Origin of the sequence: Sinomonas sp. G460-2 (genome assembly GCF_047759905.1) — a bacterium.
Classification (GTDB): domain Bacteria; phylum Actinomycetota; class Actinomycetes; order Actinomycetales; family Micrococcaceae; genus Sinomonas.
Map to the genome: position 1 here is coordinate 1 of NZ_JBKZWT010000062.1, position 15,976 is coordinate 15,976.

General features: G+C 68.6%; 14 protein-coding genes. 5 read left to right on the plus strand and 9 right to left on the minus strand.

Annotated features, from left to right (window positions below; all coding sequences use genetic code 11):
• Positions 1-57: 57 nt before the first annotated feature.
• Positions 58-1,176 carry an alanine dehydrogenase gene (gene ald / locus ACLN58_RS08605; protein WP_415854849.1) on the minus strand — a complete coding sequence of 373 codons (1,119 nt, stop codon included), beginning with the start codon at positions 1,174-1,176 and terminating at the stop codon, positions 58-60.
• 224 nt (positions 1,177-1,400) lie between these two features.
• Between ald and ACLN58_RS08610 the strand changes: the two genes are divergently transcribed.
• Positions 1,401-2,597, plus strand: a complete 1,197-nt coding sequence (locus tag ACLN58_RS08610; RefSeq protein ID WP_415854850.1) for a PucR family transcriptional regulator — start codon at positions 1,401-1,403, stop codon at positions 2,595-2,597.
• A 106-nt stretch (positions 2,598-2,703) separates the two neighbouring features.
• Here ACLN58_RS08610 and ACLN58_RS08615 read toward each other — a convergent pair whose 3' ends face one another.
• Positions 2,704-3,111, minus strand: a complete 408-nt coding sequence (locus ACLN58_RS08615) for a helix-turn-helix domain-containing protein (RefSeq protein WP_415854851.1) — start codon at positions 3,109-3,111, stop codon at positions 2,704-2,706.
• A gap of 174 nt (positions 3,112-3,285) precedes the next feature.
• Between ACLN58_RS08615 and ACLN58_RS08620 the strand changes: the two genes are divergently transcribed.
• A complete protein-coding gene (locus tag ACLN58_RS08620; RefSeq protein WP_415854852.1) occupies positions 3,286-3,504 on the plus strand; it encodes a hypothetical protein in 219 nt (72 codons plus the stop codon).
• A 306-nt stretch (positions 3,505-3,810) separates the two neighbouring features.
• Here the strand turns inward: ACLN58_RS08620 and ACLN58_RS08625 are convergent, their stop codons facing one another.
• The 6 genes from ACLN58_RS08625 to ACLN58_RS08650 form a co-directional block, all read right to left on the minus strand.
• On the minus strand, positions 3,811-5,469 hold the full coding sequence (locus tag ACLN58_RS08625) for an MDR family MFS transporter (protein WP_415854853.1): 1,659 nt from the start codon (positions 5,467-5,469) through the stop codon (positions 3,811-3,813).
• 223 nt (positions 5,470-5,692) lie between these two features.
• Positions 5,693-7,153 carry a sugar porter family MFS transporter gene (locus tag ACLN58_RS08630; RefSeq protein WP_415854854.1) on the minus strand — a complete coding sequence of 487 codons (1,461 nt, stop codon included), beginning with the start codon at positions 7,151-7,153 and terminating at the stop codon, positions 5,693-5,695.
• A 273-nt stretch (positions 7,154-7,426) separates the two neighbouring features.
• The gene (locus tag ACLN58_RS08635) at positions 7,427-7,885 is read right to left on the minus strand and encodes a VOC family protein (RefSeq protein ID WP_415854855.1); all 459 of its coding nucleotides are present in this window, start codon (positions 7,883-7,885) and stop codon (positions 7,427-7,429) included.
• 333 nt (positions 7,886-8,218) lie between these two features.
• Positions 8,219-9,163 carry a carbohydrate ABC transporter permease gene (locus tag ACLN58_RS08640; RefSeq protein WP_415854856.1) on the minus strand — a complete coding sequence of 315 codons (945 nt, stop codon included), beginning with the start codon at positions 9,161-9,163 and terminating at the stop codon, positions 8,219-8,221.
• Positions 9,160-10,137 carry a carbohydrate ABC transporter permease gene (locus ACLN58_RS08645; protein WP_415854857.1) on the minus strand — a complete coding sequence of 326 codons (978 nt, stop codon included), beginning with the start codon at positions 10,135-10,137 and terminating at the stop codon, positions 9,160-9,162. The genes ACLN58_RS08640 and ACLN58_RS08645 overlap by 4 nt, the downstream gene beginning before the upstream one ends.
• Entirely contained in the window at positions 10,134-11,480 is a 1,347-nt protein-coding gene (locus ACLN58_RS08650) for an ABC transporter substrate-binding protein (protein WP_415854862.1), read from the minus strand. Before ACLN58_RS08650 ends, ACLN58_RS08645 begins: the two co-directional genes overlap by 4 nt.
• Positions 11,481-11,733: 253 nt before the next feature.
• On the opposite strand from ACLN58_RS08650, the gene ACLN58_RS08655 reads away from it, so the two are divergent.
• The gene (locus ACLN58_RS08655; RefSeq protein ID WP_415854858.1) at positions 11,734-12,783 is read left to right on the plus strand and encodes a LacI family DNA-binding transcriptional regulator; all 1,050 of its coding nucleotides are present in this window, start codon (positions 11,734-11,736) and stop codon (positions 12,781-12,783) included.
• A gap of 95 nt (positions 12,784-12,878) precedes the next feature.
• Here ACLN58_RS08655 and ACLN58_RS08660 read toward each other — a convergent pair whose 3' ends face one another.
• The gene (locus ACLN58_RS08660; RefSeq protein WP_415854859.1) at positions 12,879-13,367 is read right to left on the minus strand and encodes a hypothetical protein; all 489 of its coding nucleotides are present in this window, start codon (positions 13,365-13,367) and stop codon (positions 12,879-12,881) included.
• A gap of 134 nt (positions 13,368-13,501) precedes the next feature.
• On the opposite strand from ACLN58_RS08660, the gene ACLN58_RS08665 reads away from it, so the two are divergent.
• Positions 13,502-14,452 (plus strand): SMP-30/gluconolactonase/LRE family protein, encoded by a 951-nt coding sequence (locus tag ACLN58_RS08665; protein ID WP_415854860.1) that lies wholly within the window; start codon positions 13,502-13,504, stop codon positions 14,450-14,452.
• 144 nt (positions 14,453-14,596) lie between these two features.
• Positions 14,597-15,976, plus strand: a 1,380-nt coding sequence (locus ACLN58_RS08670; RefSeq protein ID WP_415854861.1) for an HAD-IC family P-type ATPase, incomplete at its 3' end; no start/stop codon positions are given.

Here is a 15,976-nt window from a genome sequence, read left to right on the forward strand (position 1 = left end):
ACCACGGGGCGTGACCCCAGACGGAAGACGCCGCCCGTCAAGTTCGGGGACCCAGCGTTACCTCGCGACGAGGCCGTGCCAGTCGCCCGTGAGCGGGAGGCCGTGGGCCTCGGACACGGAGCGGTTGGTCACGTGCCCGGCGGCCACGTTGAGGCCGGCGGCGAGGGCGGCGTTGCGCTCGAGCGCCTTCTCGACCCCGAGGTCGGCCAGGAGCACGCCGTAGCGCAGCGTCACGTTCGTGAGCGCGTACGTCGACGTGTTCGGAACGGCGCCCGGCATGTTCGCGACGCAGTAGAAGATCGAGTTGTGCACCCGGAACGTGGGGTCCTGGTGCGTGGTCGGGTGGGAGTCCTCGAAGCAGCCGCCCTGATCGATCGCGATGTCCACGAGCACCGAGCCCGGCTTCATGCGGGCCACGAGTTCGTTGGAGACGAGCTTCGGGGCCTTCGCGCCCGGCACGAGCACCGAGCCGATCACGAGGTCCGCCTCGACGAGGGACTTCTCGATCTCGTACTTGTTCGACGCGACCGTCTTGAGGCGGCTGCCGTACAGCGCGTCGAGCTCCTGGAGCCGCGAGATGTTGATGTCGAGGATCGTCACGTCCGCGCCGAGCCCCATCGCGACGACCGCGGCGTTCGTCCCCGCGACGCCGGCGCCCAGCACCACGACCTTCGCCGGCCGCACGCCCGGCACGCCGCCCAGCAGCACCCCCTTGCCGCCGTTCGGTGCGAGGAGCGACTGCGCGCCGACCTGCACGGACAGGCGGCCGGCCACCTCGGACATCGGCGCGAGCAGCGGGAGCGTGCGCCCCTCCTGGACTGTCTCGTACGCGATCGCGGTGACGCCCGCGTCGATGAGGGCATGGGTCAGCGCCGGCTCGGCGGCGAGGTGCAGGTAGGTGAAGAGGATGAGCCCCTTGCGGAAGTGGTGGTACTCCGCGGCGATGGGCTCCTTGACCTTCATGATCATGTCCGCGCGGGCCCAGACGTCCGCCGCGTCCTCGACGATCTCGGCGCCGGCCACGCGGTACTCGTCGTCGGCGATGCTCGAACCGAGCCCCGCGCCCGACTCGATGAGCACGGTGTGGCCGTGCGCCACGAACTCGTGCACCCCGGCGGCCGTCATGGCCACCCGGAATTCGTTGTTCTTGATCTCCTGGGGGACTCCGATGATCACTGTCATCTCCGTTGGTTCGAGGGCCCTCGTGGGGCCGTTTGTCGGGCTTCCGCGGTGGTTCCAGCGTAGGCTCACTGTGAGATGCGCAACAGCGCCATGGGGCCCGGCTGGGAGGCGTGATCCCCGTAATTCCGGGGATCGCGCCGTCGTCCGTTCGACGTTTGTCGCAGTGTTGAGCGGCAAGTGTCCCCTCGTGTGGGGTGGCTCCCCTTATGCTGGAAGGCATGCGGGAAGGCGTCGAAGAACTCGTCGAAAAGGCGGCCCAGAAGCTCGGGAGGGGACTCTCGGTCGAGGATCTCGACGGACTGCTCGTGGCGTACTCGTCGAACCAGTCGCACGCGGACCCCGTGCGTGTGAACTTCCTCCTCAGCAAACGCGTGCCCGCCGACGTGAGCGCGTGGCAACTCTCGCACGGGATCGCGACGGCGGTGCGCCCCGTGGCCGTGCCGCCCAACCCGGGGCTCGGCATGTACGGGCGCGTGTGCGTCCCGCTGCTCGTGCGCGGCTTCCGCGTGGGGTACCTGTGGGTCCAGCAGGAGCCCAACGAGGAAAGCGCTGCGGCGATCCTCGCCGCGCTGCCCGGCGTCCGGCTCGAGATCGAGCTCATTGCGGGCCTCCTGCTCGACTCCAACACCGCGGCGTCCGCGCATCGGCGCGCGCGCGAGTCTCGGTTCCTCGCGGCTGCGGCGGGGGACAAGGCCGCGCTTTCGGAGATCGCGGGGTGGCGCGAGGTGCACGGCCACGCGCCGTGGCAGATGGTCACCCTCCTCGACCCCGCCGGCGTGAGTCCCGAGGATCCGCAGGCCGCGGTCGTCGCGACGAGCACCGCGGCCATGCTCGCGACCGCGGGGATCGACCCGGCGCTCTTCACCGCGGGAACCGAAACGCATTCCGTGGTCCTGTTCGTGCACTCGACCGGGCGCGCGAGCCACGCCGCCGTCCTCACGCATTACGAGCGCGAGCTCGCGAAGCGTTCGGGGCGCCCCGCGGGGCGCGTGCTCGTGGGCATCAGTGAGCCGTTCACGTCCCTGCGCGCGCTGCCCGACGCCTACGCGCAGTCGAAGGTCGCGGCCCAGGCCGGGGCGGTGGACCCCGCGCTCGGCGAGCTCGTGGACGTTCGCTCGGTGGGGGCGTACCAGCTCATGGGCGCGCTCACCTCGGAGCCCTCGAGCGTGTACGCCGACCTGCTCATCGAGGAGGACCGCGAGGGCGAGCTCCTCCCCGTGCTCGAGGAGCTCTACGACAACGACGGCGCCGTCCAGGCCGTCGCCGACCGGCTCCATGTGCACCGCTCGACCGTTTACCACCGGATCGCGCGCGTCCGGAAGCTGTTGGGCGCGGACCCGCTTGGCGGGCGCGTCCGGCAGGAGCTGCACCTCGCGCTCAAGGCCCGCCGCTGGGCCGGACGGCCCCGAATCTGACCTCTCGCTGGGCGAGATCTGACCGTTCGTCGACGATTGGCCAGACCTTCCGTGACGAGTGGCCAGATCTTCCGTGACGAGTGGCCAGATCTTCCGTGACGAGTGGTCACATCGCGGCTGATCCCGGGTCGGATCCCGCGGCGCCTTCTGGGCCCTTCTTCTGCGCCGCGAGCCACGCGAGCACGTGCTCGCGGCGGATCCGCCGGTGCGTGCCCCTGTACTCGACCGGCCACGTGCCGAGGTCGGTGAGCTTGCGGACGTAGCTGTGGCTGATCCCCGCGAGTTCGGCGGCCTGGGCGACGGTGAGGACGTCCTCCGCGCTGGTCACCGTCACCGACTCGCCGCGGCCGAGCCGCGCGAGCAGGTCCAGGACCGCGTCCCGCGCCGCGTCCGGAAGGCGGTACGCGGTGCCGTCAGCGAAGACCGTGACGTCGCCGGCGCCGAGGGCCCGCCGCACGGCGTAGGCGTCTTCGGGGCTCAAGGCAGGCGCATGATGCGGGGCGAAGCGGCTCATGCGCTTCAGCGTAGCCAAACAGACGACGACGGCGGCGCGCGCCGCCCGCCGTCGTCCTTGGTTGGTGTGGTGGGGCCGGGCTTCTTGGCTGCCGCGGCGGACTTTCCGAAGTAGACGTTGTAGCCTAAACTAAATTCTTTGAAACTTGACTTGACTCCGGAAAGGAGTGTGCGCATGTCCCCCGATGTGCACCACCACCGCAGCGTGAGCGTCGTCGTCGACCATGCCCATGAGCTGGACTCGATCCTCGGCTCGGCCATCGAGACGCTGCAGCTGTCCGCGGCCACCCACCCGTGCTGCGGCATCCTCGTGACCCGCGAGGCGGCCGGCCAGTACACGGTCGCTCACGACGAGAGCGTCCCCTTCGGCCTCACGCACCAGCGGATCGCGTGACGCCCTAAGCGGCCCACCCCCCAGCGGCCGCTTCGGGCAAAGGACGACGGCGCACGTGCCCCCTGGGGTGCGGCGTTGAAAAGAACAGACGACGGCGCGCGGTGCCTTTCGCAGCTTGAACCAAGCAGCGGAGGGCGCCGTGCGCCGTCGTCTGTTGAAGCGTTCCCTGAGCCCACGCGGCCGATGGCCCCGGTACCCGTGCTCCAGTCCGCTTGATGTTTCCCAACCGGTTCGGGAACCGGCGCGCCGGGGTTCGCCACCCACTCGGCAGTCAAAGAAACGGACTGGAGCACGCGCCCCATGGCTCTAGGCGGCCGTCGGCTCCTTGAGCGCGGCCTTCGGATCGCGCAGCTTGGCGTTCGGGAGCGCGAGAGTGATGAGGAACGCGATGAAGACGAGGGCCGCCGCGGTGAGCATGACGCCGTCCACGGCCTGCGAGAAGCCGTCCTTGATGGGGTGCGTGAGCACCGCGTTGGCGTTGCGGAGCCAGCTCGTGTCGTTGAGGTTGTCCGAGCCGAGGCCACCCGAGGCGCCCTTGAACAGGTCGAAGAGCGGCTTGTTGGTCGGGTCCGCCGCGACGGCAGGGTCGTGGAGCGTCTTGATGAAGTCCGGCTGGGTGAGCGCGTCTTTCATGGTCGAGGTGATCTTGTCTGCCGCGAGGCTGAACAGCATCGAGATGAACACGGCGGTGCCGACGGCTCCGCCCATCGAGCGGAAGAACGCGGCTGTCGAGGTCCCCACGCCCATGTCCTTCGGCGGGACGGAGGTCTGCATCGCGAGGACGAGCGGCTGCATGCAGCAGCCCAGACCCATCCCGAAGAAGACGGCGACGACGGCCGGGACCCACAGCGGCGAGTCCACGTTGAGCACGAATCCCATCGTCAGGGACGCGCCCGCGAGCAGGAGCGTACCGATTACGGGGAAGATTTTGAACGTGCCGGTCGCGGAGATGGTGCGGCCCGCGATGATCGAGGCGGTCATGATGCCGACCGTGAACGTGACCATGAGCAGGCCTGCCGCGGTCGGCGTGAGCCCCTTCACGAGCTGCAGGTACATGGGCAGCATGGCGATCGCTCCGAACATCCCGATGCCGATGATGAAGTTCAGCACGGCGGAGAGGCTGAACTGGGCGCTCTTGAAGAGGCGGAGGGGGATGAGCGCGTAGTCGCCAGCGCGCTTCTCGAGCAGGATGAACAGGGCGATGCCCACTGCGCCGATCGCGTAGCACGTGATCGACGCCGCCGAGCCCCAGCCCCACCCGCGGCCCTGCTCCGCGACGAGGAGCAACGGCACGAGGCCCACGGTGATTGCGGCCGCGCCGAGGTAGTCGATCTTCTGCCGCTCGTGGTGAGCCGGCAGGTGCAAGAACAGGAACACGGTGATGAGAGCGGCGATGCCGACGGGGACGTTGACGTAGAAGACCCAGCGCCAGCCCGTGATCCACAGGATCTGGTTCGCGCCAGCGAATGCGCCGCCCACCACAGGGCCGAGCACCGAAGAGACGCCGAACACCGACATGAAGTAGCCCTGGTACTTCGCACGGTCGGAGAGCGGAACGATGTCACCGATGATTGCGAGCGCGAGGGCCATGAGGCCGCCAGCGCCGAGGCCCTGGATGCCGCGGGCTACGGCGAGCTCGGTCATCGAGTGCACGGAGCCGGAGAAGACCGATCCGCCGAGGAAGATCACGATGGCCGCGAGGTAGAGGGGGCGGCGGCCGAAGATGTCGGAGAGCTTGCCGTAGAGAGGCGTGCTCACGGTCGAGGTGATGAGGTACGCGGTCGTGGCCCACGCCTGGAGGCTGAGGCCGTCGAGGTCGTTGGCGACCGTGTAGATCGCCGTCGAGACGATGGTCTGATCGAGGGACGCGAGGAACATGCCCAGCATGAGCCCCGTCATGACGCCGGTGATGTGGCGCTTGCTCAGGGCCCCCGGCGGTGCGGCGGACGGTGCGGTATGAGACACGGGAGGCTCCCAGAAGAGAAGGGCAGGGACGGAGGTGTGGATCGTTGCTTACCGTAACTATCTTACGGCGCAATCCATTCCCGAACCCCGGCCCTTCCCTGTCACGGCCCTTCCCTGTCACGGCCCCTCCCTGTCACGGCCCTCCCGGTCACGGCCCTTCCCTGTCACGGCCCTCCCGGTCACGGCCCTTCCCTGTCACGGCCCCTCCCGGATTGGTCTGGGTCTAGCGCGCAGCCTTCTCCGGGCGCACGAACAGCGTCTCGGCCTGCTCGAGCGACATGCCGTTGGTCTCGGGGACCTTCATGAACACGAACACGAAGGAGAGGGCGGCGAACGCCGCGTACAAGCCGTAGGTCAGTGTGAGGGACCAGGCGGCCATCGCCGGGAACGAGACCGTGATGAGGAAGTTCGCGATCCACTGGGCGGCCGCCGCGATACCGAGCCCGCGGGCGCGGATCGACGGCGGGAAGATCTCGCCGAGGAGCACCCACACGAGCGGTCCCCACGAGGCCCCGAAGCAGACAACGAAGACGTTGGCCGCGACGAGCGCGACCGGGCCCCACGCACCGGAGAGGCTCGGCTCGCCGTTGACGAGCGTCGCCGTCGAGAACGCGAGTGCCATGACGCCGAGGGAGACGGCCATGCCCACCGAGCCCACGAGCAGGATGGGCCGGCGGCCCACGCGGTCCACGAGGGCGATCGCGATGAGCGTCACGAGGATGTTCGTGATCGACGTGACCACGGAGATCGTGAGCGAATCCTCCTCGCGGAAGCCAACGGACTTCCAGAGGGTGGTCGAGTAGTAGAAGATCACGTTGATCCCCACGAACTGCTGGAACACCGAGAGCGCGATCCCGACCCACAGGACGGGCTTGAGGCCCAGGGAGCTTCCGCGCAGCGCGCCGCGGCGCTCGGCGTGGCGGTCCTCCTCGATGGCCTGGCGGATATCGCGGATCTCACGGTCGAGGTCGCCTTCGGGGGCGATGGACTCGAACACGCCCCGCGCCTTCTCCTCATCGCCGCGCAGTACGAGGAAGCGCGGGGACTCGGGCAGGACGAAGGCGATCCATCCGTAGACGACGGCGGGCACCGCGCCCGCGATGAACATCCACCGCCACGCCTCGATGCCGGCCCAGAGCGAGTGGCTCGCGCCGCCAGCGCCGTTCGCGAGGAGTGCGTCGCTGAGGAGGGCGGCGAAGATGCCGGTTGTGATCGCGAGCTGCTGGAGAGAGGCGAGGCGGCCGCGGACGTGCCGCGGCGAGATCTCGGAGATGTAGGCCGGCGCGATCACGGACGCGAGCCCGATCCCGAGGCCGCCGATGAGGCGCCACACGATGAGGTCCCCCAGGCCGATCGAGAAGCCGGTGCCGATCGCGCTGACCAGGAAAAGGAGCGCGCCGAGCTTCATGGCCGGGATGCGGCCGAACCGGTCGCCGATCGCACCGGCGAGCCACGAGCCCACCGCGCAGCCCAGCAGCGCGACGGCGACGGCGAAACCAGTCACCCCCTTGGAGAGGGCGAAGCTGCCTTGGATCGAATCGACCGCGCCGTTGACCACCGATGAGTCGAAGCCGAAGAGGAAGCCGCCGACCGCGCCGGCGACGGCGAGGCCGATCACTTTGCCATGGAGAGGGGCTTGGGCCGTCGCGACATTGGCGGCGGCCTTGTTATGGAATTCCGGCATCAGCGGCCCTGCTTTCGCATCACTCGATCGGACTGAGGCGTGCGCGCTGACCCACCAGCAGGTGCGCCGCGGCGCCGTGTCAGTCTGCCACTTACCCGCAGGGACGCAAATTCACACAGGGCCACACTCGTTCTCTCGGCCCGGCACTACTCCACAGCCCGGCCCTGTTTCGTAGCCCGGCCCTGTTTCGCAGCCCGGACCTAATTCCGCAGGCCGGCCCTGTTTCATAGCCCAGCCCTGTCCCACAGCCCGGCTCGACTCCTCTGCCCAGCTCTACTGCTCAGGCTCGAACCCGACAAGCCAGTGCAGGCCGTAGCGGTCGATCACCTGTCCGTCCCAGGCTCCCCACGGTCGCTCCTGGAAGTCGTCCACGACGCGCCCGCCATCCGAGAGCCGGGCGAACCAGGCCCGCAGCGTGCTGGGCTCGGCCGTCCCGAGGAGCGTGAGCATGAGTCCCTCGGACCGGATCCCGCCGGCCGAGCCGCCCGCGGCGTTTCCCTCAGCGTCTCCGCCGGCCGAGCCGCCCGGGGTGTTTCCCTCGGCGTCCGCGCCGTACAGCGTCACGAGGCCGGTGAGCATGCCGTGGGCGATCGCGGTGAGCGGCTCGTCGGTCCGCCCGAACTCGGCACGGGTGTGGAGCGTGAGCTCGCCGCCGAACACGTCCTGGTAGAACGTGAGCGCTTCGCGAGCCGATCCGGGGAACAGGGCGTAGGGCAGAGGCGAAGGTGACATGCGGTTGACGCTAGCCGCGCGGGGCCCGATCCGCCATCGCCTGCACGGCCGAAGGCGGCACGAGTGCCAGGCCTGCATGGCCGAAGGCGGGCAAGTGCCAGGTCCGCACGGCCGAAGGCGGCATGAGTGCCAGACCCCGCGTTGCGGGGAAGCGACTGCTTCGGCCAGCCAGCCCCTCCTCGGCTGGCTCGCCCCTGAGGTGGGGGTCGGCGTCGTCGTTCCTTCGACCCCCTGAGGCGCGCCGCCCAGAGACCCGCCGAAAAAACACAGCTGGGAGGATGCCCGCGGGCGCCCTCCCAGCTGTGTATTTGCCTTTATAGGGTGGAAGCTCTGCTACTTGACGCCGCCCGTGGTGAGCCCGCCGACGAGGAAGCGCTGGAAGATGAGGTACAGGATCACGACCGGCGCAGCGCAGACGAGCGAGGCGGCCATCATCTGTCCGTACAGGGGCACGGCCCCGCCCTCCGACGAGGCGCCGAAGATCTGGAGGACGACGGCGACGGTCTGGGTGTTGGGGCGCGTGAGGACGGAGGCGAACATGACATCGTTCCAGCCGAGGAGGAACGAGAACACCCCCGATACCACGAGACCCGGCCAGCTCAGCGGGAAGATGATTCGGAACAGGACTCCGAGCGAGGTCGCGCCGTCGATGCGGGCCGCCTCCTCGAGCTCCTTCGGCAGGCCGCGGAGGTACGTCACCATGACCCAGATCGAGAACGGCAGGGCGAACGTGAGGTACGCGAGGAACAGCCCCCACCACGTGCCGATCACCGTGATGCCCAGGTAGTTCCCCGCCGAGGCGAAGACCACGAACACGGGCAGGAGGAGAAGGCCGCCCGGGACGCTCTGGAGCCCGATCAGGCCGCGGAGGATGGTGAGACGCCCCCGGAACTCGTACCGGACGAGCACGTACGCGGTCACGATCGCGATGAGCGAGGAGATGACCGCGACGAGGCCCGCGATCATGACGCTGTTGGCGAGTCCCCGTCCGAGCGGCAGCGTGGACCAGATGCGGGAATAGTTGGCGAGTGTGAATTCGGTGGGGAAGAACGCGCCGCGAGCCACTTCGATGTCCGAGTTCATCGACGCGAACAGGATGTAGAGCAGGGGCACGGCGATCACGGTGCACAGTACGGCGAGGCCTCCCACGAGCAGGGGCGTGGGCAGGAGGCGGTTGACCTCCTCCGACTGGCTCGTCTTCCGAGGCGACTTGCCGGGGCGACTGCTCGGGGAGGCCTGGGAACGGGCTTCGCGGGTAGTTTTTTCGAGGGTGCTCATCGCTTGTCTCCCGGGTCGGTGCCGGTGTCGAGCCGGACGGCACGGAGGTAGAAGTACAGGGGCAGCGCGATCAGGACGAGGGAGAGCAGCGCCATGGCTGCACCCATCCCGAAGCGGAGGCTCGTGAAGCTCATGCTGTAGACGAGCGTCGGCAGGACCTGCACGTCCGTCGGGGCGGGGACGCCGAACAGCAGGAAGGCCAGCGAGAAGTTGTTGAGGTGGTGGAGCGTCGCGATGAGGCATGCGAGCGCGACCGGGCCTCGAAGGTACGGGAAGATGACGTACCTCAGCTTCGTCCACCACAGGGCCCCGTCGAGCGCCGCGGCCTCGTGGACCTCGGCGTCGACCGACTGAAGCCCGGCCAACGCCATGAGGTAGATGAAGGGCCACGCGGCCCAGACCTCGACGACGATGAGCACCCAGTAGCTCGCAGGGCCGTACAGCCAGTGGACCCCCGGGATGCCCATGCCCTCGAGGAACTTGTTGACGATCCCGTCTGGCTGCAGCATGGTGCGCCAGAACGTGCCGACCACGAACGAGGGGAGGACGTAGGGGATGAGGAAGAGCGAGCGGACGAGCGAGCGTCCGGCGAAACGGTTCTGCGTGGCGAGCGCCGCGTAGACGCCGATCGGCACCGTGATCAGCGTCGAGATGACCGCGAAGGAGACCGTGTTGCCGAAGGCATGCACCAGATCGGTTCCGGTGAAGGCCTCGACGAAGTTGTTGAGGCCGATGAACGGGGCACTGATCCATTTGCGGATCGTGTACTGGTCGAGCCGGAGCATCGCGATGTACACGCCGAGGGCGAGCGGCAGCACGATGATCAGGCCGATCAGCACGCCGCCCGGGGTCAGGAGCCACAGGGGCCGATTCCGCTCGCTCACGGGACGGCGCCGGCCGGCGGGAGCGCCCCCGCCGGCCGACGGGGCAGGGCTGCGCCGAACGTCGGCGCTCTTTCGTGCGGTGATGCTCACTTGCTTTGAGCCGCCCTGTCGAGGGAGGCCTGGGCGTCCTTCTGGGCCTTCGCAAGAGCGGACTGAAGGGCGCTGTCAGACACGCCGCCGCCCGAGAGCGCTTGGCGCGACTGGACCACGACGTTGGTGAGGGCGAGCTGCATGTCTCCCCAGGCGCCGGTGAACGGCGTGCTCTTCGCCTGGCTGGCCGAGGCGAGGACCGGCGCGAGCGACGGATCGGCGTCCTCGACCTTCTTCGCGGCGGCGGCGTTCGCGGGGAGGTCGCCGAACAGTTTGTTGTAGTTGATCTGCTCGTCGTCGCTCGTGAGGAGCTTGATGTACGCCGCGGCCAGGTCCTGGTTCTCGGAGTACTTCGCGATCACGAGGTTGTCGCCGGAGATGATCGAGGAAACGGGCGACCCTCCCGCGGGCATCGTGCTCTGGCCAGGAGGCACGGTCGGCATGACCGCATACTCGTACTTGCCCTTGATGGCGGAGGCGTCGAACGTCACCTTCGACGAGGCCGTGGTCATGAGCATCATCGCGGACTTACCCGAGGCGAAGTCGGCGGCGGCCTGCGTGTCGTTCCAGCCCACGGCCGCGGGGTTGACCACCTTGTCCTTGGTGAGCCAGCCGAAGTAGGTCTCGTAGGCCTTCTTGACGGTGGGATCGTCGATGCGCGCCTTGTTGCCATCGACGAGGGGATTCCCCGCCTGGTTGGCCATGGTCCACGCGAACTTCCACGGGGTGTAGTTGTCGGCGTAGCCGGTCGCAAATCCGTACACGCCGTTGCCCGTGAGCTTCTTGGCCTGCTCGAGGAGGCCGTCCCACGTGGTCGCCGGCTTGTCGATGCCGGCCTTCTTGAACAGATCCGTGTTGTAGGCGAGGACGTACGGGCGGTCCGTGAACGGCACGGCCACCTCGTCCTGGTCGTTCGGGCCCGAGATGCCGAGCGTGGCGGGCACGAAGCGGTCCCGTCCGCCCACCTTGTTCCACATCGACTTGTCGAACTTCACGAAGGCGCCGGTCGAGTAGGCGGTCGGGGTGAACGTGGTGCCCACCTGATAGACGTCCGGTCCCTGGCCGGCGACGACCGAGGTCTGGATTTTCGAGAGTTCGTCATTGGCGTTCGCGAACGTCTCGAACTTGAGGTCCGCGCCGGTCTGCTTCTTGAAGGCGTCGGCAATGTGCGCCTGCCACGAGCGGAACTGGTCGGCCTTATTCGTGTTCGCGCCGATCAGGACGTCAAGGGTCTTGCCCGATCCGTCTACCGAACCGCCGCCGTTCTCCTGGCCGCAGCCGGCCAAGCCGACGGCGCCGAGGGATACGGCGGCGGCGATGCCAAGCAGCCGCAAAGTTGCCATCTTCATGTCTAGGTTTGCTCCTCGTCGAGTCTTGTGGACCGTGGGGGTCCCGACTGCTGGTGCCGCCGGAATGTTGCCCACGCCACATTATGGCGATTGCGGCAACGCTTGCACTTTTTGCCAGAAATTGCCAAAAACATGGCAACGGGGACGTCTTGAGGCACAATCGTCGAGAGTGGAACTCTCGTTGGCGGCGTTGCCCAGGAGGCGGTTGCCGAGGATGCGGAGTTGCCGAGGAAGGAGAGTGGCACCAGTGGACGCACCAGTGGACATTGCGCAGCCGGGGATTCCCGCGTCGGGGCACTCGCCGACCCTCAAGGAAGTTGCCGCGATGAGCGGCGTCGCGGCGTCGACCGCCTCGCGCGCGCTGACCCAGCCGGGGCGGGTGAGCCGAGCGACCCTCGAGCGGGTGCGGGAGGCTGCGGAGCAGCTTGGCTATATCGCGTCAGGCCGGGCTCGCCAGCCCCAGCCCGTCCAGGCGGGCGCGGTGGCCGTCCTCGTCCCGGACATTACGAACCCCTACTTCTTCGACGTCATCCGCAGCACGCAGCATCAGCTCAAGGCCGCCGGATACCGGCAGATGCTCGTGGACACCGAGGAGGACATCGATCTCGAAGCGAGCTATCTCGACGAGTTCCGCAGCTCGGTGGTCGGTTTTGTCCTCGTCGCCGCGAGGCTCGGCGATGACCAGCTTGTCGCAGCCGCTGCCAAGACACCGCTCGTGACGATCAATCGCGACACTCCGGGCGTCCCGACGGTCGTGATCAACACGCCCGAGGGCGTGCAGCAGGCCGTCGAACATCTCTTCTCGCTTGGCCACCGCGACATCGCCTACATCGCGGGGCCGCCGACCTCGTGGTCCGACAGCCGTCGGTGGATCGTGATGCAGAGCGCGGCAGAGCAGCTCGGCATCACCGTGCGGCGGCTCGGGCCCTACCACCCGAGCCGCCGCTCGGGCCCGGCCGCCGCCGATGCGCTCCTCAACTCGGGTTCCACGGCCTGCATCGCCTTCAACGACCTTGTGGCCATCGGGATCCTGGCTCGGCTGAGCGAGCGGGGCATCGACGTCCCGGGCGAGCTCAGCGTGGTGGGCTGCGACGACATCTTCGGCGCCGACTTCTGCAATCCGCCGCTCACCACTATCACCGCCCCGATCGAACAGGCCGGGAGGGTCGCGACTGACCTCCTCATCAGCAGGCTGAGGGTCGACGCGAGTCAGAGTCGAACCCAAGTGGTGCTGCCCACGCACCTGACCATGCGGGCCTCCACGGGACCCGCCCCCAGCACTGACCCGAGGCGTTGACACGCAGTGCTGACTCCCAGCGTTGACCCGCAGCGTTGACCCCCCGGCTTCAACCCGGAGCTCTGACGCCCAGCGCCAGCCCGGAGCTCTGACTACTAGCGCCCGATCCGGTAGATGCCCGCGAGGTAGCTCGCGAGCGCGACTGCCCACAGCGCGGCCATGATCATCGAGCTGAAGTCCTCGGCGTAGTTGAGGAAGCTCCCGCCGTTGAAGCCCGCGCCGACGATCGCGAGGAACCCGACGATCGAGCTCCAGTACGCCGCGCGGCTATGGCTCCCGAACGAGAGCAGGATCGCGACGAAGGCCACGACGACGAGGAGCAGCCCGAGCCCCGCGTGCGAGGCGAGCCAGAGGCCGCCGCCCGACGACGCCCACGTGACGCTCTTGAGTACGCCGCCGAAGTATTCGGGTGGGTTCGCGCCCGGGTGGTCGTCCGGAATCTTGACGAACAGGTTGACGGCCATGCCGAGCAGGTACTGCGCGAGGAGTCCAAAGCACAGGATCAGCTCGGCGCGCCGCACGCGCGCGGCTCGCCGGTCTGGGAAGGTCGGGCGCCATGACCGGCGGCCCGGTTCCGTGGTCACGTGTCCTCCTCGCGATCTTGTGGATCGCCCCAGGAATCGGAGCGGGCTTCCTGGCTAGCCCTGGGCTGGCCTATCGTCCCGGACTGGTGCTGGGCTGCTTCCGCCAGTCTAGGATGGCGCGACAGAATCAAGCTATGTCGACAGGTCTCACAGCTTCCGTTCCGTCAGGTCCGCTCTCCTCGGTACTTTTCGCCGGGCCGCTCGAACACTTGCACACCGGAAGCAGGTGGGCGGAGGGTCCCGTCTGGGTTCCGTCCTCCCAGACCGTGCGCTGGAGCGACATCCCGAACGACCGCATCCTCGAGTTCGATCCCGCGACGGGAGAGGCCCGCCAGTATGCCACGGGGGTCGAGTTCACGAACGGACGGACGCTCGATTCCGAGGGCCGCGTGGTCCAGTGCAGCCATGGCCGGCGGCGCATCGAGCGGGACGCAGGCGGAGTGGTGACGGGCCTTGTGGATACGTTCGAGGGGCGCCGGCTCAACTCGCCCAACGACGTGGTCGTGGCGAGTGACGGCTCGATCTGGTTCACGGATCCGCCCTACGGGATCCTGCCCGGCACCGTCGAGGGGCACGAGGGTGAGCAGGAATACGGGGGCTGCTACGTGTTCCGGTTCTCGCCCTCCACCGGTGAGCTCGCGCCCGTGATCACGGACATGGTGCATCCGAACGGTCTCGCGTTCTCGCCCGACGAATCGGTCCTGTACGTCGCGGACACTGCGGGCGCGGCCTACGGGGTTCCGTTCCGCATTGCCGCGTATGACGTTGCTGCGCGCAACAGAACGGACGACGCGCGGGGCGGCACCCTGAGCGGCGGCCGCACCTTCGTCGCGTTCGACGACGACCACCCCTCCGATGGCTTCCGCGTGGACACCGAGGGCAGGGTCTGGACGTCCGCGGGCGCGTCGGTGCGGGTCTACTCGACCGAGGCCGAGCTCTTGGCCACGCTCGAGCTCCCAGAGCGGGTTGCGAACGTGTGCTTCGGCGGGCCCGACGGCGCCGACCTCTACCTCACAGCGACGACGAGCCTGTACCGGGTCCGCACCACGGCCCGGGACGCCGCCTGGCGAGGTGGGGCCGTCTGAGCCTCGCGACTCGGCTTGCGTTGTATACCCCCTAGGGGTATATTCATGGTTGCTGTCAGCGATGTAGGCGGTCCGGGTGTTCTCTACTACCGCCGATCGACCACAGCGCAACCCATCCGCTTCACCGGAAGGACGGCGCTGACCATGACCGATCACAGCCACCCTGCTCATCAAGGGGCTTCGGCGGCTCATCCAGCGGCTTCGGCACACGAAGCCGTGCATCAGGGCGCCCGGCCTCAGGATCACGGCGAGCACGACCAGCGCAGCCCGGACCAACCCACACAGCACAGCTCTGACCAGCACGGCGAGCACAACCACAGCCCGCACAACCACACCCAGCACACCCCGGGCCAGCACACCCCGGGCCAGCACACCCCGGGCCAGCACACCCCGGGCCAGCACACCCCGGGCCAGCACACCCCGGGCCAGCACACCCCGGACCAGCACAGCCAGCACGCCGGCCATAGCGTTGCCATGTTCCGCGACAGGTTCTGGCTCACGCTCGCCCTTTCCGCCGTCGTCGTGCTTTTCAGCCCGATGTTCTGGCACCTCTTCGGCGGGATGCCGCCCGAATTCCCCGGGAGCGAGTGGATTCCTCCCGTGCTGGGCACCGTGATTTTCGTCTACGGTGGCAGGCCGTTCCTCGCAGGTGGCGTCCGCGAGCTGCGCGAGCGTCAGCCCGGCATGATGCTGCTGATCGCGATGGCCATCTCGGTCGCGTTCGTCGCGTCGTGGGCCACGAGCTTGCGGATTGGGGGCTTCGACCTCGACTTCTGGTGGGAGCTTGCGCTCCTCGTCACCATCATGCTGCTGGGCCATTGGCTCGAGATGCGTGCCCTCGGCGCGACCCAGGGTGCGCTCGCCGCGCTCGCGGCCCTCCTCCCTGACGAGGCCGAGCGCATCAGCGAGTCGAGCGCGGGAGAGGCCGGCCCGGTGACCGTCCCGGTGGCCGAGCTCGTGCCGGGGGACCTGGTTCTGGTTCGGGCGGGCGGGCGGCTGCCCGCCGACGGGCGGATCGAGTCCGGTACCGCCGAGATCGACGAGTCCATGATCACGGGCGAATCGCGCCCAGTGAGTCGGGGGCCGGGGGAGTTGGTGGTCGCGGGAACTGTCGCCACGGACACGAGCCTGCGCGTGCGCGTCGAGGCCGTGGGGGAGTCGACGGCGCTCGCGGGCATCCAGCGCCTCGTGGCCGACGCGCAGGCCTCGTCGAGCCGGGCTCAAGCGCTCGCGGACCGGGCCGCGGCCTTCCTGTTCTACTTCGCGACAGCGGCAGGCGTCCTGACGTTTGCGGCGTGGATGCTCCTCGGGAGCGCGCCCGACGCCGTCACCCGCACCGTGACCGTCCTCGTCATCGCGTGCCCGCACGCCCTCGGCCTCGCGATCCCGCTCGTCGTCGCGATCTCGACCGAGCGCGCCGCGCGCGGTGGGGTCCTCGTCAAGGACCGCCTCGCGCTCGAGCGCCTGCGCACGGTCAACGCCGTGCTGTTCGACAAGACGGGGACGCTCACGCGCGGCGAGCCG